Origin of the sequence: Achromobacter veterisilvae (assembly GCF_037619525.1) — a bacterium.
Taxonomy (GTDB): Bacteria; Pseudomonadota; Gammaproteobacteria; order Burkholderiales; family Burkholderiaceae_B; genus Achromobacter; species Achromobacter veterisilvae.
Genome location: NZ_CP148753.1, coordinates 1335000 through 1357140, shown reverse-complemented (window position 1 = coordinate 1357140; position 22141 = coordinate 1335000). Strand labels below are relative to the sequence as shown.

Annotated in this window: 20 protein-coding genes; 11 read left to right on the top strand and 9 right to left on the bottom strand. The window is 65.6% G+C overall.

Annotated features, from left to right (window positions below):
* Positions 1 to 11: 11 nt before the first annotated feature.
* The 4 genes from hutH to hutC all read right to left on the bottom strand — a co-directional run bounded on the left by hutH (position 12) and on the right by hutC (position 4758).
* Complete coding sequence (gene hutH / locus WHX56_RS06315; protein ID WP_338880771.1) at positions 12 to 1541, bottom strand: histidine ammonia-lyase; 1530 nt, start codon at positions 1539 to 1541, stop codon at positions 12 to 14.
* Between the two features lie 39 nt (positions 1542 to 1580).
* Positions 1581 to 3260 carry a urocanate hydratase gene (gene hutU / locus WHX56_RS06310; protein ID WP_338880770.1) on the bottom strand — a complete coding sequence of 560 codons (1680 nt, stop codon included), beginning with the start codon at positions 3258 to 3260 and terminating at the stop codon, positions 1581 to 1583.
* Positions 3261 to 3412: 152 nt separating this feature from the next.
* A complete protein-coding gene (locus tag WHX56_RS06305) occupies positions 3413 to 4018 on the bottom strand; it encodes a HutD family protein (protein WP_338880769.1) in 606 nt (201 codons plus the stop codon).
* Positions 4015 to 4758, bottom strand: a complete 744-nt coding sequence (gene hutC, locus WHX56_RS06300) for a histidine utilization repressor (protein ID WP_422393641.1) — start codon at positions 4756 to 4758, stop codon at positions 4015 to 4017. The genes WHX56_RS06305 and hutC overlap by 4 nt, the downstream gene beginning before the upstream one ends.
* A 138-nt stretch (positions 4759 to 4896) precedes the next feature.
* On the opposite strand from hutC, the gene WHX56_RS06295 reads away from it, so the two are divergent.
* Together WHX56_RS06295 and WHX56_RS06290 are read left to right on the top strand one after the other, a co-directional pair.
* Positions 4897 to 5187 (top strand): metal-sensing transcriptional repressor, encoded by a 291-nt coding sequence (locus WHX56_RS06295; protein ID WP_129241371.1) that lies wholly within the window; start codon positions 4897 to 4899, stop codon positions 5185 to 5187.
* 28 nt (positions 5188 to 5215) lie between these two features.
* The gene (locus WHX56_RS06290) at positions 5216 to 6325 is read left to right on the top strand and encodes an S-(hydroxymethyl)glutathione dehydrogenase/class III alcohol dehydrogenase (protein WP_129241370.1); all 1110 of its coding nucleotides are present in this window, start codon (positions 5216 to 5218) and stop codon (positions 6323 to 6325) included.
* A gap of 20 nt (positions 6326 to 6345) precedes the next feature.
* Here the strand turns inward: WHX56_RS06290 and WHX56_RS06285 are convergent, their stop codons facing one another.
* Together WHX56_RS06285 and WHX56_RS06280 are read right to left on the bottom strand one after the other, a co-directional pair.
* The gene (locus tag WHX56_RS06285; protein ID WP_338880768.1) at positions 6346 to 7491 is read right to left on the bottom strand and encodes a glycosyltransferase family 4 protein; all 1146 of its coding nucleotides are present in this window, start codon (positions 7489 to 7491) and stop codon (positions 6346 to 6348) included.
* Positions 7488 to 8492: a hypothetical protein gene (locus tag WHX56_RS06280; RefSeq protein WP_338880766.1), complete on the bottom strand. Its 1005-nt coding sequence runs from the start codon at positions 8490 to 8492 to the stop codon at positions 7488 to 7490. The genes WHX56_RS06285 and WHX56_RS06280 overlap by 4 nt, the downstream gene beginning before the upstream one ends.
* 452 nt (positions 8493 to 8944) lie before the next feature.
* Between WHX56_RS06280 and panB the strand changes: the two genes are divergently transcribed.
* The 3 genes from panB (at position 8945) to WHX56_RS06265 (ending at position 11325) form a co-directional block, all read left to right on the top strand.
* Entirely contained in the window at positions 8945 to 9796 is an 852-nt protein-coding gene (panB, locus tag WHX56_RS06275; protein ID WP_338880765.1) for a 3-methyl-2-oxobutanoate hydroxymethyltransferase, read from the top strand.
* A 75-nt stretch (positions 9797 to 9871) separates the two neighbouring features.
* Entirely contained in the window at positions 9872 to 10981 is a 1110-nt protein-coding gene (locus tag WHX56_RS06270; RefSeq protein ID WP_338880764.1) for a YcjF family protein, read from the top strand.
* A 131-nt stretch (positions 10982 to 11112) separates the two neighbouring features.
* Positions 11113 to 11325, top strand: coding sequence for a DUF1059 domain-containing protein (locus tag WHX56_RS06265; RefSeq protein WP_129241365.1), 213 nt, complete (start codon positions 11113 to 11115; stop codon positions 11323 to 11325).
* Positions 11326 to 11406: 81 nt separating this feature from the next.
* Here WHX56_RS06265 and WHX56_RS06260 read toward each other — a convergent pair whose 3' ends face one another.
* Positions 11407 to 12456: an ornithine cyclodeaminase gene (locus WHX56_RS06260; protein ID WP_338880763.1), complete on the bottom strand. Its 1050-nt coding sequence runs from the start codon at positions 12454 to 12456 to the stop codon at positions 11407 to 11409.
* 124 nt (positions 12457 to 12580) lie between these two features.
* Here WHX56_RS06260 and WHX56_RS06255 point away from each other — a divergent pair, with 124 nt between their 5' ends.
* Positions 12581 to 13006, top strand: a complete 426-nt coding sequence (locus WHX56_RS06255) for an Lrp/AsnC family transcriptional regulator (protein ID WP_338880762.1) — start codon at positions 12581 to 12583, stop codon at positions 13004 to 13006.
* A 134-nt stretch (positions 13007 to 13140) separates the two neighbouring features.
* Here WHX56_RS06255 and WHX56_RS06250 read toward each other — a convergent pair whose 3' ends face one another.
* Positions 13141 to 13869 (bottom strand): HNH endonuclease, encoded by a 729-nt coding sequence (locus tag WHX56_RS06250; protein ID WP_338880761.1) that lies wholly within the window; start codon positions 13867 to 13869, stop codon positions 13141 to 13143.
* Positions 13870 to 13959: 90 nt separating this feature from the next.
* Positions 13960 to 15588, bottom strand: coding sequence for a hypothetical protein (locus WHX56_RS06245; RefSeq protein ID WP_129241360.1), 1629 nt, complete (start codon positions 15586 to 15588; stop codon positions 13960 to 13962).
* Positions 15589 to 15996: 408 nt separating this feature from the next.
* Between WHX56_RS06245 and WHX56_RS06240 the strand changes: the two genes are divergently transcribed.
* The 5 genes from WHX56_RS06240 to WHX56_RS06220 all read left to right on the top strand — a co-directional run bounded on the left by WHX56_RS06240 (position 15997) and on the right by WHX56_RS06220 (position 22140).
* On the top strand, positions 15997 to 16503 hold the full coding sequence (locus WHX56_RS06240; protein WP_338880759.1) for a sigma-70 family RNA polymerase sigma factor: 507 nt from the start codon (positions 15997 to 15999) through the stop codon (positions 16501 to 16503).
* Between the two features lie 27 nt (positions 16504 to 16530).
* Positions 16531 to 17532, top strand: a complete 1002-nt coding sequence (locus tag WHX56_RS06235) for a FecR family protein (RefSeq protein WP_338880758.1) — start codon at positions 16531 to 16533, stop codon at positions 17530 to 17532.
* Positions 17533 to 17741: 209 nt separating this feature from the next.
* Positions 17742 to 20153 (top strand): TonB-dependent siderophore receptor, encoded by a 2412-nt coding sequence (locus WHX56_RS06230; protein ID WP_338880757.1) that lies wholly within the window; start codon positions 17742 to 17744, stop codon positions 20151 to 20153.
* A 56-nt stretch (positions 20154 to 20209) separates the two neighbouring features.
* Entirely contained in the window at positions 20210 to 21838 is a 1629-nt protein-coding gene (locus WHX56_RS06225; protein WP_338880756.1) for a PepSY-associated TM helix domain-containing protein, read from the top strand.
* Positions 21835 to 22140 (top strand): iron transporter, encoded by a 306-nt coding sequence (locus WHX56_RS06220; RefSeq protein ID WP_338880755.1) that lies wholly within the window; start codon positions 21835 to 21837, stop codon positions 22138 to 22140. Before WHX56_RS06225 ends, WHX56_RS06220 begins: the two co-directional genes overlap by 4 nt.
* The last annotated feature ends 1 nt before the right edge of the window (position 22141 follow it).

Below are 22141 nucleotides of genomic sequence, written 5' to 3'. Positions count from 1 at the left end.
AACCTCCTGTTTCACGAACTGGGCAGCAGGCCGGCCGGCATCAGCGCCGTCAGGCCGCGCGCCGCGATGAGCTCGCTTGCCGCCGCGATGTCGGGCGCGAAGAAGCGGTCCCGCTCGTAATGCGCCACCCGCCCGCGCAACAAGGCGCGGGCCTGCTCCAGCTTGGGCGAGGTTTTCAGCCCCTGGCGGAAATCCAGGCCCTGGCAGGCGCCCAGCCATTCGATCGCCAGAATGTCGCGCACGTTCTCGGCCATGGGCCAGAGCCGCTTGCCCGCGTTCGGCGCCATCGAAACGTGGTCTTCCTGGTTCGCCGACGTGGGCAGGCTGTCCACGCTTGCGGGATGCGCCAGCGCCTTGTTGTCGCTGGCCAGCGCGGCCGCCGTGACCTGGGCGATCATGAAGCCGGAATTCACGCCGCCGTTGTTCACCAGGAAAGGCGGCAGTTGCGACATGTGCTTGTCCATCATCAGCGAAATGCGGCGCTCCGACAGCGCGCCGATCTCGGCCAGCGCCAGCGCCAGGTTATCGGCCGCCAGCGCCACCGGTTCCGCGTGGAAATTGCCGCCCGACACCACGTCGCCCTGTTCGGCGAACACCAGCGGGTTGTCCGACACGGCGTTGGATTCGATTTCCAGCACCTGCGCCACCTGGCGGATCTGGGCCAGGCAGGCGCCCATCACCTGCGGCTGGCAGCGCAGCGAATAGGGATCCTGCACCTTGCCGCAGTTCGCGTGCGAATGCCCGACCTCGCTGTCTTCGGTCAGCAGTTCGCGGTAGACGGCGGCCGCGTCGATCTGGCCCGGCTGGCCGCGCGCCGCGTGGATGCGGGCATCGAACGGCGCGCGCGAACCCAGCATGGCTTCCACGCTGAGGCTGCCGCAGACCAGCCCGGCGGCCAGCAGGTCCTCGGCCTCGAACAGGCCGCGCAGCGCATAGGCCGTCGACACCTGGGTCCCGTTGAGCAGCGCCAGGCCTTCCTTGGCCGCCAGCGTCAAGGGTTCCAGGCCCGCCTTCGCCAGCGCTTCCGCGGCGGGCAGCCAGACGCCCTGGCTGCGCGCCTTGCTCTCGCCCAGCAACAGCAGGGACATATGCGCCAGCGGCGCGAGATCGCCCGACGCGCCCACCGATCCCTTCAGCGGGATGTGCGGGTATACCTCCGCGTTCACGAGGGCGATCAGGGAGTCGATCACCTTGCGCCGGATGCCGGAATAGCCGCGCGCCAGGCTGTTGATCTTCAGCACCATGATCAGCCGCACCATGGCGTCGTCCAGGGCCTCGCCCACCCCCGCGGCGTGCGACAGCACGAGCGAGCGCTGCAGGGCCTCCAGGTCCTCCGGCGCGATCCGCGTCGTGGCCAGCATGCCGAAGCCGGTATTGATGCCGTAGGCCGTGCGCCCCTCCGCCACGATGCGGTCGACGCAGGCCACGCTGGCCTCGATGGGCCCGGCGGCGCCGGGATCCAGCGCCACGCGCACCGGCTCCTGGTACACGCGCCGCAGATCGGCGAGCCGCAAGCACCCGGGTTTCAAATGCAATTCCATTCTTGATCTCCTGTCGGATAACGCTGCGCGGGCGCCGGATCAGCGGGCGCCTGCCAGCATCGGCAGCTTGAGGCCTTGTTCCTTCGCGCATTCGATGGCGGCTTCGTAGCCCGCGTCCGCGTGCCGCATGACGCCGGTGCCGGGATCGTTGGTCAGCACGCGGGCGATGCGTTCGGCGGCCGCGTCGGTGCCGTCGCACACGATCACCATGCCGGCGTGCTGCGAATAGCCCATGCCCACCCCGCCGCCGTGGTGCAGCGACACCCAGGTCGCGCCGCCCGCGGTATTCAGCAGGGCGTTCAGCAGCGGCCAGTCGGATACGGCGTCCGATCCGTCGCGCATCGCTTCCGTCTCGCGGTTGGGGCTGGCGACGGACCCGGAATCCAGGTGGTCGCGACCGATCACCACCGGCGCCGCCAGTTCGCCGCTGCGCACCATTTCATTGAACGCCAGGCCGAGCCGGGCGCGCTGGCCCAGGCCGACCCAGCAGATGCGCGCCGGCAGGCCCTGGAAGCTGATGCGCTCGCGCGCCATGTCCAGCCAGCGGTGCAGGTGCGCGTCGTCCGGAATCAGCGCCTTGACCTTGGCGTCGGTCTTGTAGATGTCCTGCGGATCGCCGGACAGCGCCGCCCACCGGAACGGGCCCACGCCGCGGCAGAACAGCGGCCGGATATAGGCGGGCACGAAGCCCGGGAAGTCGAACGCGCCGGCCACGCCTTCGTCCTTGGCCATCTGGCGGATGTTGTTGCCGTAGTCGAAGGTGGGCACGCCCTGCGCATGGAACGCCAGCATGGCCCGCACGTGCTCGGCCATCGACGCCTTGGCGGCCTGGACGACCGCCGCCGGCTCGCGCTGGGCGCGCTCGCGGTAGGCCTCCCAGGTCCAGCCGGCGGGCAGGTAGCCGTTCAGGGGGTCGTGCGCGCTGGTCTGGTCCGTGAGCAGGTCGGGGCGCGCGCCGCGGCGCAGCAGTTCCGGCAGGACCTCGGCGGCGTTGCCGCACAGCGCGATGGACACCGCCCTGCCTTCCGACGTGTACTTCTCGATGCGCGCCAGCGCGTCGTCCAGGTCCCTGGCCTGTTCGTCGACGTAGCGGGTGCGCAGGCGGAAGTCGATGCGGCTCTGCTGGCATTCGATGTTCAGCGAGCAGGCGCCGGCCAGGGTAGCGGCCAGCGGCTGCGCGCCGCCCATGCCGCCCAGCCCGGCGGTCAGCACCCAGCGCCCCGCGAGATCGCCGCCGTAATGCTGGCGGCCGGCCTCGACGAAGGTCTCGTACGTGCCCTGCACGATGCCCTGGCTGCCGATGTAGATCCAGCTTCCCGCCGTCATCTGGCCGTACATCGCGAGGCCCTTGGCGTCCAGTTCGTTGAAATGCTCCCAGGTGGCCCAATGCGGCACCAGATTGGAATTGGCGATCAGTACGCGCGGCGCGTTGGCGTGGGTCTTGAACACACCCACCGGCTTGCCCGACTGCACCAGCAGGGTTTCGTCGTCGTTCAGTTCCTTGAGCGACTCGACCAGCCTGTCATAGCACTCCCAGTCGCGGGCGGCGCGGCCGATGCCGCCGTACACCACCAGTTCCCGGGGGTTCTCGGCCACGTCGGGATCCAGGTTGTTCATCAGCATGCGCAAAGGCGCTTCGGTGAGCCAGCTCTTGGCTGTCAACTGGGTGCCGCGAGGGGCGCGGATCTCCACGTCTCGGTAGCGGTTCGGCTTTTCCATGGAATTCTCCCTGAACGGTTGCGCCGCGCAGGCCCATGGGCGCGGCTGTTCCCCGCATCATAGGATGACTATGCTTGTATATACAAGTTAAAAAACAATCGGCCGGATCAGGGATTCCCCGCATCCGCGCCCGCGCCCCGGCGGGGGCCGGATCAGCCGGCTCGCGGCGACAGTTCGATCACGCAGGCGTCCAGCGCTCCGTCCACCGCGGCCAGCCGGTATTCCGCCAGGCCGTCCTGCCCTTCGATGTGCAGGCAGTCGTAGCGCGACGGCAAGGCGTGCTCCGCGCCGCCGGCCGCGAGCGACAGGGCGGCGCCCGCGTTCAGCACCAGCACGCTGCGGGCGCTGCTGTGGAAGGTCCACGGACCCGCGCCCGCCGCCCATTGCAGGCGGGCGTCGTAGCGCGCCGGGGAATAGATCAGGTTGAAGTCGCGGATGGGCCCGCCGATCAGGCAGCATTCCACCTGCGCGCCGCCGGAGAAGGCGTAGGCCCGCCGCGGCGCCAGCGGCGCCTGCCTGCGCCCGTCCACGGTCAGTTCTATGCCCTGGCCCTCCAGCACGGTGATGATGCGCTGATAGCCGGCGAATGCCGAAAAGCCGCCGTCCTGCCCCACGTCGGCGATGGACAGGCGCCAGTCGAACGCCGCGGTGCTGCCGCCGGGATTGCAGGCGACTTCCTGCGTGGTGCCGCCGCCGTTGCGCCACGGCATGCGGGGATGGGCCTCGGCCCGGTAAAGATGGATCCGGGGATGCTTCATGTCGTGAATTTGCCTTCCAGGCGGTGCCGCGACCCCGGGTGGATCAGCCGCGCCAGGGTCACGGCGCGTTCGCCCGACCAGGTGCGCCGCCGGATCAGCAGGCAGGGTTCGCCGCGCTCGATCTGCAACAACTGGCATTCGCGCGGCCGGGCCAGGATGGCCTCGACGATATGCTCGCCTTCGGTCAGCGGCGCCACGCGCGTCAGGTATTCATAGGGAGTGGCTTGCGTGAAATCCTGCTTGAGGTAGTCGGGCGCCAGCTTCACGTTGACGTAGCGGTCCTCGAGCTGGATCGGCATATCGTCCTCGTAGTGGACGATGACGGAATGGAACACCGGCTGCCCCGGGCGGATGTCCAGCGCCTGCGCCTGTTCGGCCCCGGCCGGCTCTTCGGCCAGGCGCACGACCCGGCTGTGATGCCGGTGGTTGCGGGCCGAGATCTCGTCGGCGATGTTGTTGACCGCGAACAGCGCCGAACGCGCCTTGGGCTGGGCCACGAAGGTGCCCACGCCCTGCATCCGCACCAGCAGGCCTTCCGCGGTCAGTTCGCGCAGGGCCCGGTTGATGGTCATGCGGCTGAAGCCCAGCTCGTCCACCAGTTCGGCCTCCGAAGGCACGCGGTAATGCGCGGGCCACGCGCCGCTGCGTATCTGCTGCGCGATCATCTGCTTGACCTGGGCGTAGAGCGGCGCGGGCAAGGCGTTCGCCTGTACCGGCAATCTGGGCGGAGAAGAGGCCACGGGTCGTCCTGTTTTATACCGTTGAGCTGCGGGGGAGTCCGGGGATAAAGTATAGACAGGTACAGACCGACCGTTGCGCGCCTGGACGCGCGCGGCGGCTTTACGTATACTCCCCCCCTGTATTCATCGGAGCCCGCCGTGCCCCATTCCCCGGAAGAAAAGAAACGCGTCGTCACTCGCCTGCGCCGTATCCAGGGACAGGCGCTGGCGCTGGAACGGGCCGTCAACGAAGGCACCGAGTGCGGGGCGCTGCTGCAGCAACTGGCCGCCTTGCGGGGCGCCGCCACCGGCCTGATGGCCGAGGTGCTGGAAAGCCATCTCCGGGAAACCTTCCTGCAGTCCGCCCAGGGCGGCCAGCGCGAGGCCAAGGTCGAACCCGAAGCGGAGATCGACCTGCTGATGCGCCTCGTCCGTTCGTATTTGAAGTAACGCCACCTGACATTCGTGGAGCAAAGCTATGAAATCACGCGCAGCAGTCGCATTCGGACCCGGCAAGCCGCTGGAAATCGTTGAAATCGACGTCGCGCCCCCCCAGCGCGGCGAGGTGCTGGTGCAGATCACCCACACCGGCGTCTGTCACACGGACGCCTTCACCCTGAGCGGCGACGATCCGGAAGGCCTGTTTCCGGCAGTGCTGGGCCATGAAGGCGCCGGCGTCGTGGTCGAAGTCGGCGAAGGCGTGGCCTCGCTGAAGCCGGGCGACCACGTCATCCCGCTCTATACGGCCGAATGCCGCGAATGCAAGTTCTGCCTGTCCGGCAAGACCAACCTGTGCCAGAAGGTCCGCGCCACGCAGGGCAAGGGCGTCATGCCCGACGGCACGTCGCGCTTCAGCTACCAGGGCAAGCCGCTGTACCACTACATGGGCTGCTCCACGTTCAGCGAGTACACGGTCGTCAACGAAATCTCGCTGGCCAAGATCAACCCGGCCGCTCCGCACGAAAAGGTGTGCCTGCTGGGCTGCGGCGTCACCACGGGCCTGGGCGCCGTGCACAACACCGCCAAGGTCAAGGAAGGCGACACCGTCGCCGTGTTCGGCCTGGGCGGCATCGGCCTGGCCGTGATCCAGGGCGCGGTGCAGGCCAAGGCTGGCCGCATCATCGCCGTGGACACCAACCCCAACAAATTCGTGCTGGCCAGCGCCATGGGCGCCACCGACTGCGTCAACCCCAAGGACCACGACAAGCCGATCCAGGACGTCATCGTCGAAATGACCGACGGCGGCGTGGATTTCTCGTTCGAGTGCATCGGCAACGTCCACGTGATGCGCGCCGCGCTGGAATGCTGCCACAAGGGCTGGGGCGAGAGCATCATCATCGGCGTGGCCGGCGCCGGCCAGGAGATCAGCACCCGTCCGTTCCAGCTCGTCACGGGCCGTGTCTGGCGCGGGTCGGCCTTCGGCGGCGTCAAGGGCCGCACGCAATTGCCGGGCATGGTGGAAGACGCCATGAGCGGCAAGATCGACCTGGATCCGTTCGTGACGCACACGCTGCCGCTGGAACGCATCAACGAGGCCTTCGACCTGATGCACGACGGCAAGTCGATCCGCACGGTGATCCACTACTGAAGCGCCCTCCGGCGCCGCGTTCAGGAAGCCAGCGGCAGCCGGTACGGCTGCCGCGTCCGCCCCTCGCGATAGACGTTCTCGGTCTTGCCCACGAACGCCGCCAGCGAGAAATCCTTCAACGCCGTGCTGCGCGCCTCCTCGCCCATCCGGGCCAGGGCGTCCCGGTTCGCCAGGATCCGCGACAAGGCCTGGACCACGCTGTCGACCGAGGCGGGAGGCACCACCCAGCCGTCGCGGCCATCGGTGACGTTCTCGGTCAATCCGCCCACCTCGCTGACGATCACCGGCTTGCCGGCGGCCATCATCTCGCGGCAGGCGAACGAAATCGTCTCCAGCTTCGACGACAGCACGAAGCCCACGTCCAGCGCGGACAGGAACGGCCGCACGTCGTCCAGCAGGCCGGTGAACACCACCTGGTCGGACATGCCCAGCTCGGCGACGCGCCGCATCTGTTCGGCGTCCGGCAGCTTGCCGGCGATCAGGATCACCACCTGCCGGCGCTGCGGCGCCGGCAGCATCGCCACGGCGGCGACCATGTCCAGCCAGTTCTTGTAGACCGCGGTGCCCGCGTTGCTGCCGATGACGAGCCGGCCCTGCATGCCGTCGGGCAGCAGGCTGTCCCGCGCCTGGGCCGCCTGGCGCTGCGTGGGCGGGCGGCATTTCTCGGTATCGACGCCGTTGTGCACCACCCGCAGGTCCTCGTTGCGGAACACCGACTGCTTCATGCGGCGAAAGGTATGGCTGCATACGCAAATGACGCGGTTGGTGCCCCATTTGGCGCGCACCCGCGCCCCCAGGCTCTTGGCGCTGCGGTCCGTATGCTGCGTGTAGACGATGAAGGGGCGCCGCGCTCCCATCCCCATGGTGGCCAGCATGCACAGCCGGTGATCCGCGGAGCCGTTGACGTGCACCACGTCGAACCGTTCGTCGCGCAGCAGGGCGCGCAGCCGGCGCAGCGCGCGGACCTGCTCCAGCGGCCGCCCCTTGAATTCCAGCGGGATCGTGCGCACGCCGGGCAGGGCGCGCGCCTCGGCCAGCAGGCGGCTGCTCGCCGGCGCGGCCACGACCACTTCCGACTTGTGGCAGAGAATGCGCGCCAGCGACATCACGTAAGTGGTGTGGCCGCCGCCGTCGCCTTGGTGGAAATTGGTGTACAGGATCTTCATGGGTTCACATTCACTAGCGTTTGCGGAGCCGCCGCCGGGGACAGCAGGCAGCTCCAGTGGCGTTTCTCGAACACGTCGCCGCCCAGCCGGCTGGCGGGAGACAGGTTGTAGACCTTGATCCCGCGCTCGGCGAGCAGCCTGCCGGCCCGCCGGAACGCGGGCTCGATGTGTCCTGGGAACTGCCGGTCCAGCGCGGTCGGCAATTGCGCAGCCGCGCTTTCATAGAATCGGGGCCCCGCGGCGGCCGTCAGGTCCAGGCCGTGCAGATAGACGGTCTTTGCGCCCAGCCATGCCAGCAACTGCAAGGCCGTGTAGGCGACGGTCCCGCCGCCGAACAGGCCGCGCGGCGGGTCCAGGCTGAAGCCGTGCGCATGCACGGGATGGCGGGCGTCGAACAGCACCAGCCCGGGGCCCGCGGCCGACTGGGCCTCCAGCTCTTCGGGGCGCGCCCGCGGCCGCAAGGCGCGCTGGTGCACTTCCTCGAACAGGGCGATGCGGCAGCGCACGGACTGGCGGTCGAACAGGAACGCGATCCAGCGGTAGACCTCGGGCGTGACGAACAGCGTCAGGTCCTGCGCCAGCACCTCCGCCACGAGGTCGCGGCGGCGCCTGACGAAGCCGGCGTCCAGCATCGCGTAGTAGTCGAAACGCAGCGTAGGCTGTTGCCGCCGCAAGGCGATGGAACCGTTGACGCCCATCGCCACGCCCAACGGGCAGCGCGCGTAATCGATCTGGGCCACCGAGGGGCCGCTGAGTATCAGGTGCGCGTCGCCGCGGATGGAACGCGCCAACTGCTCCAGCGGCGTCGTGGCCGGGCCGCGCACGCCGCGCAGTTCGCAGCCGGCCAGCCGTCCGGCCGCATCGCGCCGCGGCTTCACGAAAGGCCACAGCGTTTCATTGTGCCGATACGCCCGAGGCCGCGTGTAGCGATAGAAATAGCGCAGGCCCTTGGTCAACGGGCGCGAACGCAGCAGGCGGGGAATGAGCCCGAAACTAGGCATGGACAATGTTGCGCGTATGCCGCAAAAAACTTGACGAGCGGCGAATTCTACGCAGGCGGCCCAGCGCAAAACGCGAGCGAAACCATTGAGATGTAACGCTTTAGCGGCCGGGAAAGACGCGTCCCCGAATTGCATCCGGAACCGCGCCGCGCGCGGCGTGGAAGACGGCGCCCATAGTGCATGGCAGGGCGCCGGCCAATGCAGGCATACCGGGCCGCCCGCATCAGCGGACGGCCCCACGGGCGCGGCGCCTTCACTACGTCCGATTACGTTTTGCCGCAAAGATTAGCCTGGGCGATTCCCCCGTACGCTAACGCTCGCGCCCTGAAAGGCCGGCGCATTCCGCTACGATGCGGATACCGGCAACGCGGCCCCGACGGCCGCGCGCCGGGTAAGGCATGGGCCCCGGCCCCGGCGCAAGCCCTGGAACCCCCTGGATAGAAAGGAATTCGATGTCTACGACCGCCACCCTGGCCGCCGCCGCGGCAGCCGCCAGCACGCCCCGGATCAGCGTCCCCGCGTTCCGGGCCCGCAAGCGCCAGGAGCCGCTGGTGATGCTGACCGCCTACACGGCGCGCATGGCCGAACTGCTGGACCCGCACTGCGACGCCTTGCTCGTGGGCGACAGCCTGGCGCAGACCATCTACGGCCTGCCGTCCACGGTGCCCGTCACGCTGGACATGATGATCGCGCACGGCGCCGCCGTGGTGCGCGGCTCGCGGCGCGCGCTGATCGTCGTGGACATGCCCTTCGGCAGCTACGAGGAAAGCCCCGAACAGGCCTTCCGCTCGGCCGCGCGCGTCATGAAGGAAACCGGCGCGGGCGCGGTCAAGCTGGAAGGCGGGCAAAGCATGGCGCCGACCGTCGCCTATCTCTCGGCCCGCGGCATCCCGGTCATGGGCCACGTGGGGCTGACCCCGCAGGCCGTGAACATCCTGGGCGGATACGGCGCGCGCGGCAAGGGCGAGGCGGAATACGCCCGCATCGCCGCCGATGCGGCCGCCGTGGCCGACGCCGGCGCGTTCTCGTTGGTGATCGAGGGCGTCGTCGAGCCGCTGGCCGCGTCGATCACCGAGGCCGTCGCCTGCCCCACCATCGGCATCGGCGCGTCGGCCAGATGCGACGGCCAGGTGCTGGTGGTGGACGACATGCTGGGCATGTTCGACCGCACCGCGCGCTTCGTGAAACGCTACGATGGCCTGGCCGACCGCATCCAGCAGGCGGCGCAGGGCTATGCCGCCGAGGTCAAGGCCCGGACGTTTCCCGGTGCCGCCCATCTCTATGGCGCGCCCGGCGCGGCGTAGACCGCGCGGGGACGGGTCTTTGCGGCACGCTTTTCTGGCTAGAATCGTCTCCATGCCTTCCTACGCACACACCTCATGAGCCCACCCCGCAACGACCCGCCCCAATTGCAGGACGCGATCGCGGACGCCATCGGCACCGCGACGCGCGGCGCGGGGCGCGTGAACATCCTGGTCGCGGGCAAGACCGGCGTGGGCAAGAGCACGCTGATCAACGCCGTGTTCCGCGGCGACCTGGCCAAGACCGGCGCGGGCAAGCCCGTCACCCAGTCCACCCAGGAATTCACCCGGCCCGGCCATCCGCTCACCATCATCGACACCCGCGGCCTCGAAGTCGGCGACTACGAGCGCTCGCGCCAGCAGTTGGCGGACCTGATCCGGGAACGCTCCGCGTCGGACGACCAGGACAGGCACCTGCACGTGGCCTGGCTCTGCATCCAGGACAGCAGCCATCGCGTGGAAGACGCGGAGATCGAGCTGTGCGGCATGCTGGCCGATGCCGGCATACCGGTAGTGGCGGTGCTGACCAAGGCGCGCAAGAACAGCGCCTTCGCCGACGAGGCCCGCAAGCTGCTGCCGCGCGCCAAGCAGGTGGTGGCGGTGCGCGCCCTGCCGGAATGGATCGAGGAACTGGACGCCGAACTGCCGCCCATGGGCCTGGACAAGCTCATCGAGGTCACGGCGCTGCACATCCCGGAAGCGCAGCAGCGGGCGTACGCCAACGCCCTGTCCACGCGCAACAAGAAGGCGCTGGAAGTAAAAAAAAAGCGGGCTGAGATAGAGGTCAACGTGGCCGCCGGGCTGGCCGCGTCGGCCGCCGCCGCCCCCATCCCGTTCTCGGACGCCTTTGCGCTGGTGCCCATCCAGGTCGGCATGATCGCCAAGATCGGCATCACTTTCGGCATGGAACTCGACACCGCCGCCATCACCACCCTGGTGACCTCCACGCTGGGCGCGTCCGCCGCCACGCTGATCGGGCGTTCGGTCGTATCCGGCCTGCTGAAGTTCATCCCCGGCGCGGGCAGCGCGGTGGGCGGCACCATCGCCGCCACCACCGCCGGCACCATCACCAAGCTGCTGGGCAATGCCTACGTGGCGGTGCTGTACGACTTCTGCCTGAAGCATCCCGGCAAGGACATCGACATCGCCATGATCGCGGCGGCCCTGAAGCAGCGCGTCAGTTTCTGAGCGCCCCCCGGATCTATACTTTTCCCATCGCCCCGGCCGGTGCGACGCGCCACCGGCCAGGGCGTCCCGCGCCGCGCGTCGGATCCTCTATTGCACGGACCCCCAACGGGCCCGCGCGCAAGGAGACGCACATGACACGCAAATACATCGATTGCCGCGAATACCCCAGCGAAATGAATTGCTCGGTGGCCCTGGCGGCGGATTCCGAAGGCGAACTGCTGGAAGCGGCCGTGCAGCATGCGACCACGGTGCACAAGCACGCGGATACGCCGGAGCTGCGCACACAATTGAAATCGCTGTTCCATGACGGCACGCCGCCGGTTGAAACGCCGCCCCGCGCCTGATCGTCCCGGCGCAGGCGCGGCCTCCCGGCCGGCGCTTGCGCCGCCTGCGCACTGCGCGGTCCGGCCCAGCGGCCCGGAATCTTATCCGCGGGCCAGGGCGGGCTGGGCGGCCCGAGCCGCGGGCACGACGCCGAACAGGTTCTTCGGATCGGCCATCCGCGGCGCCACCTCGATGCGGGTGCCGATGCCGTGCCGCATGGCGGTGTCGCGCAGCCAGCGCAGCGCCGAGAAGTCCTCCAGCGCGAAGCCCACCGAATCGAAGATGGTCACGTCCCCGGCGCGCCGGCGGCCCTCGCTTTGGCCCGTCAGCACCCGCCACAGTTCCGTCACCGCGAAATCCGCCGGCATCTGCTGCAAATCGCCCTCGATGCGCGTCTGCGGTTCGTATTCCACGAACACCGACCCCGCGCGCAACACGTCCGCGTGCAATTCGGTCTTGCCCGGGCAGTCGCCGCCCACGGCATTGACGTGCATGCCGGGCTCGACCATGTCCGGGGTCAGGATGGTGGCGTAGGCCTTGTCGGCCGTCACCGTGGTGACGATGTCCGCGCCCTTGACGGCCTCCGCCGTGCTGCCGAAGCGCACCACGCGCAAGCCGGGCACCGAAGCCAGATTGCTTTCAAGCTTGCGTGTGGCGCCTGCGTCCACGTCATAGACGTGCAGCGTATCGATGCCCAGGATGTAGTGGAAGGCGAGCGCCTGGAATTCGCTCTGCGCACCGTTGCCGATCAGCGCCATCGTGCGCGAATCCGGCCTGGCCAGCGCGCGCGCCGCCAGCGCCGACGTCACGGCCGTGCGCAGCGCGGTGGTGAGCGTCAGCTCGCTGATCAGCAGCGGCTCTCCCGTCGCGACCCGCGCCAGCGCGCCGAAAGCCATCACGGTGGACAGCCCGGCCTGCGGATTGCCGGGATGGCCGTTCACGTACTTGAAGCTGTAGAACTCGCTGTCGGCCGTGGGCATCAGTTCGATCACGCCAGTCCGGGAATGGCTGGCCACCCGCGCGCTCTTGTCGAATTCCTGCCATCGAAGAAAGTCCGACAGCACATAATCCAGCAAACTGGAAAAGACCTGTTCCGGACCTTGCTGGGCCACGATCTTCGCGACATCGGAAGTGGAAAGCAGCGTCGTCATTTATTTCTCCCCGAGTTATGGAAAGGAAATTCTGGCCGACGGGCAAACCAATTCCTAGTGACAACAATCCACACAAAACGCTAAGATCCTGGCATTCTGACAGCAATAAATAGCACTTTTCACAATGGACACGCTAGATCGGAACCTGCTCGGCCTGTTGCGCGCCGACGCCCGCATGTCCGTCGCCACACTGGCGAAGAAACTGGACGTCTCGCGCGGCACCATCGACAACCGCATCCAGAAACTGGAAGAGCGCGGCGTCATCCTCGGCTATACCGTGCGCCTGCGCCCGGAAGCCGAGACCGAGGACATCGTCGCCTGGATGAGCATCGCCGTGGAAGGCCATGAAACGCGCAAGATCGTGAACCTGCTGATGGGCGAGCCCAGCGTGGCGGGCCTGCACGACACCAATGGCCGCTGGGACCTGCTGGCCGAGCTGCGCGTCCCGACCATCGACCAGCTCTCCGAAGTGCTGGACCGCCTGCGCACGCTCAAGGGCATCGCCGCCACCGAGACCAGCATCCATCTGAAGACCTTCAAGGCGCTGTGAGGCCGGGGGAGGTTGGTTTGGGCTTGCTTATGGCCCAGTGCGGTCAATTGGGGATGTGCAAAGTAAGCAGCACCGAGATGAAAGATGAACATGGCGAAGCCATGTCCGTCGCAGGTGTCAGCCTGACATATTAGTTAGGCACCGCGGTAGACATGCTTGCGGTGATATTCCATGAAGGGATGATGTCGCGTCTGAAGTGCAATTCGGCTACCTGCGACGATACCAAGAGTTTCTGCATCGCCCAATAGAGGCGATATCAGGAGACGCCCATTATTCTCGAAGGAAATAAGACCTCTGTCGAAAGCGCGATCCAAGTTGGGCACTAGGATCAGACCGTTGAATGGATCAAGCCTCTCGGCATTCGAAGACTTGCTCCAAGGTTTAATATGTGATGCTACCAACATCCCAGGGTCTTGGTAGCCGGTCACTGCGCAACGGGTCCAGTACAGAAGTAATTTCTGACGGAATACACCTTGGCCGATGCGAGCCTTAATGAGTTCAACTTTCTCCGTCAGCCCGATTTTCTGGTCATTTAAAACGTCCTCGATATCTGAGCCGAGCGCGTCAGAAGAAGAAACTTCTTCGATATAGCTCGAAAATTTAGACAGCGCGCTGCTATACATGTTATGCCCGCGCATATTCCGCTCGGCAAAGACGGGGAGTTTGGCCAGCTTTGAAGCAGCCTCCGCACAAGCCCTGGGCGACTCCATGGCATCAAGTGGCCCTTGAAGGATTCCGGCAGCAAGCCCCCACTCTGTCAATGACCCCGAAATGGCTCCAGCATACTTTTCAGCGGTGGAGGGCGAAAGTCCTCGGCGCAGCATCCATTCTTTGAAAGTCATTGACAAAACAGTGGTTGGCATCCCGGCTCGCCTGGATTAAGTTGCCCTACGGAAAAAGGGCGTCAAGAGTTTTTCTCCGCATGCTTCGCTACGGTATAAACCGGAACCCATCTAACCCTTTAGTTTCAGTATCAACGCCTTTTTGTTTTGATCAAAAGTATAGATGGCTGCCAAGGGAATAGCGGTGATCATCATTCCGGATAGAATGCCCGACACCTGAGGGTTGAACTTGTTGAGCAGAGGAACGCTTGCGATACCTTGGCTGATAACGCGCTGTACGTAAACACCGGCAATCGCCGATGCAGTGCCCAACAGGATGACCTGGAGCGATGCAAGCTTGTCGGGGTCATTGCTGAGCAAGACACGGACGCTACGCACAACGCTAAGGGTGCTCTCACGGATAATGGCATACACAAAAGCCGGCATCTTCAGGATCAGTGAGATCAATATCTGCGGGATCACGCTCAGCGCGCCCGCAACACCGGCTTCAATGCCGAGCGCTTTGGCTCGCTCCCAAATCTGACGCTCTTCAAAGCGCTGACTCAAGGCCGCTGAAATCCGCTCTTTGCTCTCGGTGAACTCGTTGACAAGGCCGTTGCCGGAGACGAGCTTGACGCGCTTTAGTTCGTCCATGAACACGTCAATCGTCTCAACGACAATTAAACCTACGACTTGCTGGGCGGCCATGGTCGCACCGGTCAGCGCCACTGTGGTGGATATTTCCTTGATGGCTTGAATTTGGCCAGCACGGATGACTTCTTTGCTTTCCGCGTAGGCATCGTCAACCGCCTTTTTGTCGATGATGTGCTCCGTTTTGCTACCTTTTATGGTCACAATGAGCTTGCCTTCGTCCGTCGGATGCGGGCGGCTGTTCTGATCGAGCCACTCGTAGACATCCTGATCATTCTTTTGGCTATTGATGCTGCGGTGCATGTATTTCAAGTTGCCCGGATCATTCACGACGGCCCCGAACTGTTCATCGGTCAGGCCAATCTTGAGCAGCGTATCCGCAAAGATCTCTTTGCGGGATGTGACGTGATCAACAGTCACCGTATTGCCCCTATCGCGCTCATAGACCAACGGCTCATCAGGGTTGTAGCCATTGGCGAACACCGTGCCGTCTGGCGTATCCTTCGAAGGCTTCATGCCGCCATAATCACCCATATGCTCATAGCGGTCTTTACGGTAGAAATCGTAGCTGTCTGTGAGCTTGTCGTATTTGGCTTGGCTTTGTTGGTCCAGGATGTCGCCCAGCATAAACGCGGCGATCGCACGACGCGCGGCTTCGTTACGGCACTGATCGTAAATTTCGTCCATGGATTTCGCCGGCGTAGGCAGGCGGCCACGAATGTCTTGGACCATCTGGAAAGTAGATTTGTCTACTTCGAATGTGCCACGAAAATACTGTTGGAGCTTGCTGGCGGACTCCTTGGAAAAGTTGCGGGCAGAGTCTTTGGCGTCGTCAAAGTCAAACTCGCGAACAGTGTCCACAACCTTATCAGTCATGTCCCTCGCGCTGTTGGCCAATCCGATGGCGGTCGCTTTGGATTTACGCTGGGCTTCCTCGTAGTCGAATTCCCGCACGGCGCTAATTGCATTGGCGGATACGTCCATAGCCTTTTCACCCAGGGCACTTGCAGCATCCTTTAATGAACTGGCACCGGCTTCTAGCTTTTCTTTTGCTGAACCTACAGCGTCTTTCAAAGAGTTGACACTAAACTTCTTCCCGAACAGAGCCATGCCCAACCCCTGTGTAAATAAGTGTCACAAGTTTACACATTGCTTCATGACTAGTCGAACTACAGCCTGCCGTAGCCGCTCTTGTGAAAATCACATTGGGTACGTTTAGGCGAAGATGTTCAGGGGATGGATGCAAAGAAAATGAATTTCGGGCGACAGTCATTCGGACGTTTGACCTGCTGGGTCCAAACACCAAGTACACCAGCCTGCGGTCTGCGTCATTTCACGGACGGTCCCCGCTTCGCCAGGTAAACCTCGAAGATAACGAGGTCGCCATCGCTGGCCCCGATTCGCACAAGTCGCACCACGTTCCAATACGAATCCACCGCGAAGTCCATGGCCTTCTCGCGAATGAGAATTATTGCTAACATACCGCCTTTGGTGCGCATGCCTGCCTGAAATTTCCCGATGTCCCGCTCCCCGGAGTCCAAGAAAAGCTGGCTCGCCCATTACGGCGAGCTGATCGGCGCATGGGCGCGGCGCACCGGCAATTACCACGACGCCGAGGATGCGACGCATGATGCTATCGTGCGGGTGCTCGAAACCGATACGCGCGCGCTGGTAAATCCGCGCGCCTACCTGCATCGCAGCGTGCATAATCGGCTGATCGACACGCATCGGCAGTCCAAGCTGCTCGAACTGGTGCCGCTGCACGAGCTGGACGAAGGCGAGCATCCGCTGCTCACCGATCCCGATGCCGCGGCGCGCACCTCGCAGTTATTGGCTTCGCTGAAAGCAGGGCTGGCGGAGCTGCCGCTCAAGTGCCGGCAGGTTTTCCTGTGGCATCGGCTCGAAGGGTACTCCCAGGAAGAAATCGCGCAAAAACTCGGCATCTCGGTGAACATGGTCGAAAAATATATGATCCGGGCCGTGCGGCATCTCCGGGACAGGTTGCAGAATCATGCGCCGCACTGAATCAGGGTTTCCGCTTTCCCGCTTGCCATGACCACAGCCCCCTCCCATTCCCCGGACGCCGTGCGCGACGCGGCCGCTTACTGGTTTGCCAGAGTGCATTCCGGCAAGTTCACGGCGGCCGAACGGGAACGCTTTGAGCAATGGCGCCGGGCCGATTCCGGCAACGAGCGCGAGTATCGCGCGCTCGACGAGATCTGGCAGGCGACCCGCCTCTTGCCCGAAGACGACTTGCGCGAACTGCTGGAGGCGCCCGAGCCGGCGTCGGCGCGCGGGCGCAATGCGCGCCGCCAGTGGCTGATCGGCGCCAGCGCGGTCTGTGGCGTTGCCGTGGTGGGCGGCGCGCTCACACACGGGCGAATACTCGACATGCTCGAGACGCCCCTGCACGAGGCCCGCTATGTCACGGCGCGCGGCGAGCAGCGCAGCGAAAGGCAACCCGACGGTTCCGTCATCCAGATGAACGTTTCCACCGACCTCGTCGTGCGCTATTACGCCAAGCGCCGCAGCGTCGAACTGGCCAGCGGCGAGGCCACGTTCGAGGTGGCTGGAAATGCCGAGCGTCCATTCTTCGTGGAAGCGGGCAGCGTATCCGTCAGAGTCACGGGCACGGTCTTCAACGTACGCCGTGACGAGGAGCGAGTGGCGGTGGCGGTGCAGTCCGGCAGCGTCGAGGTGTCGTCCGGACGCTGGTGGAACCGGGAGCGCGCCATGCTGACCGCCGGCATGATGGCGCGCTCGCAGGCCGACCGGACCTTGTCGGTCGAGACGGGCGACGTGTCGGCCGTCACCGCATGGCGGCAGGGCAAGGTGGTGTTCCAGGATCAGCCGCTCGAAGACATGGTGCGGGAGATGAACCGCTATCTGTCCCGGCCGATTCATCTGGCCGACAGCAAGCTCAAGCGCCTGCGCATGGCGGGCGTTTTCGGCATCGAAGACGGGGAAGCCTTTCTGCAGGCCCTCCAGAACAGCCTGCCGATTACCGTGCAGCGCCGCCCCGACGGCGGCGCGGACCTTTCGTTGCAGCGCTGAGCGCCCCCGCGGCCGTCTTCTTCGGCCGTTTCTGAAAACGAGAATCGCTCCCGTTACAAATTAATCCGGAAATCCGTTCAGGGTTTTCCGCCGGCCGTCCGTCGTACTGAATGTAGGGGCTGCTTCGGTCACCGCCGCGGCCCCGCCATGATCCTTTGGCCAAAGGGATGAGGCGTCGCGCGCGCTTGACATAGCAACCAGGAAAATTTGTGATCGACCGGACCCCTTTCTCGGCCCACCGACGGGATGACAAGCGCCATGCGTCCCATGCCGTTACCGCCACGCTCTCCACGCTGGCCGTCGCTCTTGCGCTGACGCTGACGGCGGCTCCCGCCGCCGTGCGCGCGCAGGAGACGGCCAAAGCGATCGATATTCAACAGCGTTCGCTTGGCGACGCCTTGCTGCAGCTCGGCCAGCAGACGTCGCTGCAATTCATCTACACCTCGGACCTGGTGCGCGGCATCCAGGCGCCGGCGATCAGCGGGACGATGGCGCCCGAGGAGGCGTTGCGCCGGCTCATCGAAGGCACGGGCATCGAATATTCCCGCAACGGAAACACCATCAATCTGCGGCGCGCGGGCGGAGCCACCACCCTTGCGCCAGTCGAGGTGACCAGCTCGTTCAACCCGGCCACCGAGGGCACGGGCGCCTACACGGCCGTGGGCCCCAGCCGCACGGCGACGGGCTTCGATCTTTCGTTGCGGGAGACGCCGCAGTCCGTCACGGTGATGACGCGCCAGCGCATGGACGACTTCAACCTCTACACGCTGTCCGACGTGCTGCAGCAGACGCCGGGCGTGGCGGTCGATCGCCAGGGCGATGCGTTCAACTTCACGGTGCGCGGCTCCGCGGTGAACATGCAGGTCGACGGCATGCGCCAGAAGGCGAACGGCTGGTTCGCGAACTCGCAGACGCAGTTTTCGCTGAACGACATGGTCGACATAGACCGCATCGAGGTGCTCAAGGGCTCGTCCGGGCTGATGTCCGGCGACGGATCGTATGGCGGCATCGTCAACATGATTCGCAAGCGGCCGACGGCCGAGTTCCAGGCCAGCGTCGGCGCGGCCGCGGCGAGCTGGGACAACTACCGGGCCGACGTCGATCTGGGCGGGCCGCTCAACGAGAGCGGATCGATACGCGGGCGCCTGGTCGCCGCGGCGACCGACGGCCGAAGCTTCATCGACGACGTGAAGACCAACAGCCAGACGCTGTTCGCCACCGTCGATATGGACATCACGGCGAACACGCTGTTCAACGTGGGCTTCACCCATCGCCGCCGCGAGTTTTGGGGCGCGGGCAGCACGTCCATGATCCAGGCGTATACCGCCTCGGGGGAATTCCTCGGCATGCAGCCCCGTTCGTTCAACGTGGGGGCTCCATGGTCCGGCTACGAACAGGAGTCGAACACGGTGTTCTCCAGCCTCCAGCACAAGTTCGCCAATGGCTGGGTCGCGACGCTCAAGGGCAGTTACGACAGGACCGAGAACCCGCGCGGCAAGCTGGGCATATGGTTCACGGCGGTGCCGGAAATGGTGGACTACTCGTGGAGCCGGGACTACGACAACCGCAACACCAGCGTGGCGCTTGAAGTGCAGGGGCCCTTCGAACTTTTTGGCCGTACCCACGAGTTGCGTTTTGGCGCGGACTCTTACCGCACCACCACCGACTCGTATAGCGGCAACGCTCGCCGCACCAACCTCGGACTGGACTACTCGGAAGGCGGCGGAGCCATTCCCAAGATCGATCTCGATGCCGTTCCGATGAACAACCACAGCTACTTCAGCTCCAAGCGCCGCTCCGTGTATGCCGCGGGCCTGTTCAGCCTGGCCGATCCGGTGAAGCTGATCGGCGGCGTGCGTATCACCGACTACGACCAGTTCGACGACACGCCCTATGCGTACAGCAACAACGATCTGAGGGAGCGCGGCGTCATCACCCCCTATGGCGGTCTGGTGGTCGACGTGACCAAAAATGTGTCCGTCTACGGCAGCTACTCCTCCATCTTCAACGCGCAGAACGCGCGGGACGAGCAGGGCAACACGATCGATCCCGAAGAGGGCATCACGTATGAGGTGGGCGCCAAGGGCGAGTTCTTCGACAATCGCCTGAACGTCAGCATCGCGCGCTTCTGGATGAAGACGGACAATACCGCGGAGGAAACGGGCGAGGTCCGTCCGGACGGCGAGGCCATTTACCGGGCGGTATCGGGCGTCATGCGCCGTGGCTACGAACTGGAGATGTCCGGCGAGCTTGCCGCGGGCTGGCAGGTGCAGGGCAGCTACGTCATGAACAGCAGCAGCCTGAGCACCTCGGACACGGTTCCCAAGTATCAATTCAAGCTGGCGAGCAGCTACCGGATGCCGGGCGCGCTGCAGAACCTCACGGTCGGCGCCGCTGCGCGCTGGCAGAGCAAGGCCGTGGCGGGGCCGCTGGAACAGTCTTCGTTCTGGCTGGTGGACCTGATGGCGCGCTATCAGGTCAACAAGCAGTTGATGATCGGCGCCAACGTCAACAACCTGCTAGACAAGAAATACATGTCCGGCATGCGTGACTTCGGCCGGGTGCAATACACCTGGGGCGCGCCGCGCAACTTCAGCGTCAACATGCGTTATCAGTTCTGAACGGCATGCCGCGGCGGCCAGCCGCCGCGGCATGTCCCTTTGCGTGAGCGCGGGACATGAGAGAATCGTTTCGCCAGTGCATGGCCTGGTTGCACACGTGGACCGGGCTGACGACCGGGTGGGTGCTGTTTTTCGTCTTCGTCACCGGAACCGCCGGTTACGTCGACGATGAAATCACGCGCTGGATGCGGCCCGAGCTGCCCTATGCCGCGGTTCAGCGCGAACATGGCGACACGTCCACGATGATCGGGCTGGCGCTGGCGCGGCTTCAGGCCGTGGCGCCTCAAGCCCGATCCTGGACCGTGATCTTGCCGCATCGTTCGCGGGAGCCGCGCGGCGAGCAAGGGCTGGCGATCGCCTGGGAGACCTTGCCGGCACCCGGGCAGGACCGCGGGCGCCGTTCGCGCGAGGAACTCGACCCGGGCAGCGGCGCGCCGCTGCCCGCGCTGCAAGCCCGCGCCACCGGCGGCGGCACGGTGCTCTACCGCATGCACTATCTCCTGCACTACCTGTCCTACGAGACCGGCATCAAACTGGTCGGCATCTGTACGATGCTGATGCTGCTGGCGGTCGTGACCGGCGTGATCACGCACAAGCGGATCTTCACCGACTTCTTCACGTTCAGGCCCGGCAAAGGACAGCGCTCCTGGCTCGACGCCCATAACGTCGTCAGCGTCATGTCGCTGCCTTTTTTCCTGATGATCACCTATACGGGGCTGGTCTTTTTCGCCATCACCTATTTGCCGGCCGCGCGCGATGCGCTGTACGGCGTTACGCCGGCCCAGCGCCAGGCGTATGTCCAGGAATTGCGCGGCCCCGCGCGCGACGACCTGCCGGTGTCGGCGCCCCGGGTGCCGTTGCCGGCGCTGGTCGCGCGGCTCGAGGCGGAGTGGGACGGCCGGGTGGCGTCCCTCCAGATGGTCCATCCCCGCAATGCCACCCCCTACGTCGACGTGCGCCGGGCGAACGCATCGGACCTTCACGTCGAGCGGCCGGTGCTGCGGCTCAGTGCCCTCGACGGCACGTCCTTGGCGCGTCCGGCCGACGACACGACCACGCTGGTGCGCAGCACGCTCTTCGCGCTGCATGAAGGCCTGTTCGCCAATTGGTGGTTGCGCTGGCTGTATTTCATTTCCGGCCTGCTCGGCTGCGCCGTGATCGGCACGGGGCTGGTGCTCTGGACGGTGAAGCGCCGCCAGCAGCACCGGACTCGGCCGGCGGACGCCGACTCTTTCACGGCGCGCGCCAACGCCCTCGGGCTGCGCCTGGTGGAGGGGCTCAACGCGGGCACCCTGGTCGGCCTGCCGCTGGGGCTGGCCGCCTACTTCTGGGCCAATCGCCTTTTGCCCCTCGCGCTACACGAGCGCGCGGAATGGGAAGTGCACAGCCTGTTTCTGGTTTGGGGCTGGGCGTTGCTGTACGCCTGCGGGCGGCCGGTCAAACGGGCCTGGCTGGAACTGCTGTCGCTCGCCGCTGTGGCCTATGGCGCGATCCCGCTGCTCAATGCGCTGACCACCGACAAGCACTTGGCCAGGACGATGGCGCAAGGCGACTGGGCGCTGGCCGGGTTCGATCTGGCGATGTTCGGCCTGGCCGCCCTCTTCGCCGGCGTGGCGCTCAAGCTCAAGAACAAGTGGCGCGCGGCCGGCGTTCCCGCCGCCCCCCGTCCGGCGCCGCGCGCATGAGCAAACGCGCGCTTTCCCTGAGATACCGGCTGCAAGTGGCCTCCCGCGTGGTGGCGGCGGCGGTGGGCGGCTATGCGTTGACCAGCGCGACGATCGTTCTGGTGGCCTTGCTGCTGCCCCTGCCGCGCGCGCAGGCGGTGCTGGCGTCGAGCATGCTGGGGTTCGTCTGGTACACGCTGGCGGTGATCGCGGTCTTCAGCGTCAGGACGGCCGTTCGTGCCTGGCTGGCGATAGCGCTGCCAACGGCCGCCATTGCGCTGGTGTGTGCCTGGCTGCTGCCGGCGGCCGGGAGCGGGCCATGAC

Bases quoted from the DNA above. Each gene is read 5' to 3' on its own strand.
- WHX56_RS06285 (WP_338880768.1), bottom strand. From the start codon at position 7,491: ATGAAGATCCTGTACACCAATTTCCACCAAGGCGACGGCGGCGGCCAC.
- WHX56_RS06265 (WP_129241365.1), top strand. From the start codon at position 11,113: ATGACACGCAAATACATCGATTGCCGCGAATACCCCAGCGAAATGAAT.
- hutU (WP_338880770.1), bottom strand. From the start codon at position 3,260: ATGGAAAAGCCGAACCGCTACCGAGACGTGGAGATCCGCGCCCCTCGC.
- WHX56_RS06270 (WP_338880764.1), top strand. From the start codon at position 9,872: ATGAGCCCACCCCGCAACGACCCGCCCCAATTGCAGGACGCGATCGCG.
- WHX56_RS06240 (WP_338880759.1), top strand. From the start codon at position 15,997: ATGTCCCGCTCCCCGGAGTCCAAGAAAAGCTGGCTCGCCCATTACGGC.
- WHX56_RS06235 (WP_338880758.1), top strand. From the start codon at position 16,531: ATGACCACAGCCCCCTCCCATTCCCCGGACGCCGTGCGCGACGCGGCC.
- WHX56_RS06220 (WP_338880755.1), top strand. From the start codon at position 21,835: ATGAGCAAACGCGCGCTTTCCCTGAGATACCGGCTGCAAGTGGCCTCC.
- WHX56_RS06305 (WP_338880769.1), bottom strand. From the start codon at position 4,018: ATGAAGCATCCCCGGATCCATCTTTACCGGGCCGAGGCCCATCCCCGC.
- WHX56_RS06250 (WP_338880761.1), bottom strand. From the start codon at position 13,869: ATGCCAACCACTGTTTTGTCAATGACTTTCAAAGAATGGATGCTGCGC.
- panB (WP_338880765.1), top strand. From the start codon at position 8,945: ATGTCTACGACCGCCACCCTGGCCGCCGCCGCGGCAGCCGCCAGCACG.
- WHX56_RS06255 (WP_338880762.1), top strand. From the start codon at position 12,581: ATGGACACGCTAGATCGGAACCTGCTCGGCCTGTTGCGCGCCGACGCC.
- WHX56_RS06280 (WP_338880766.1), bottom strand. From the start codon at position 8,492: ATGCCTAGTTTCGGGCTCATTCCCCGCCTGCTGCGTTCGCGCCCGTTG.
- hutH (WP_338880771.1), bottom strand. From the start codon at position 1,541: ATGGAATTGCATTTGAAACCCGGGTGCTTGCGGCTCGCCGATCTGCGG.
- WHX56_RS06245 (WP_129241360.1), bottom strand. From the start codon at position 15,588: ATGGCTCTGTTCGGGAAGAAGTTTAGTGTCAACTCTTTGAAAGACGCT.
- WHX56_RS06225 (WP_338880756.1), top strand. From the start codon at position 20,210: ATGAGAGAATCGTTTCGCCAGTGCATGGCCTGGTTGCACACGTGGACC.
- WHX56_RS06290 (WP_129241370.1), top strand. From the start codon at position 5,216: ATGAAATCACGCGCAGCAGTCGCATTCGGACCCGGCAAGCCGCTGGAA.
- WHX56_RS06260 (WP_338880763.1), bottom strand. From the start codon at position 12,456: ATGACGACGCTGCTTTCCACTTCCGATGTCGCGAAGATCGTGGCCCAG.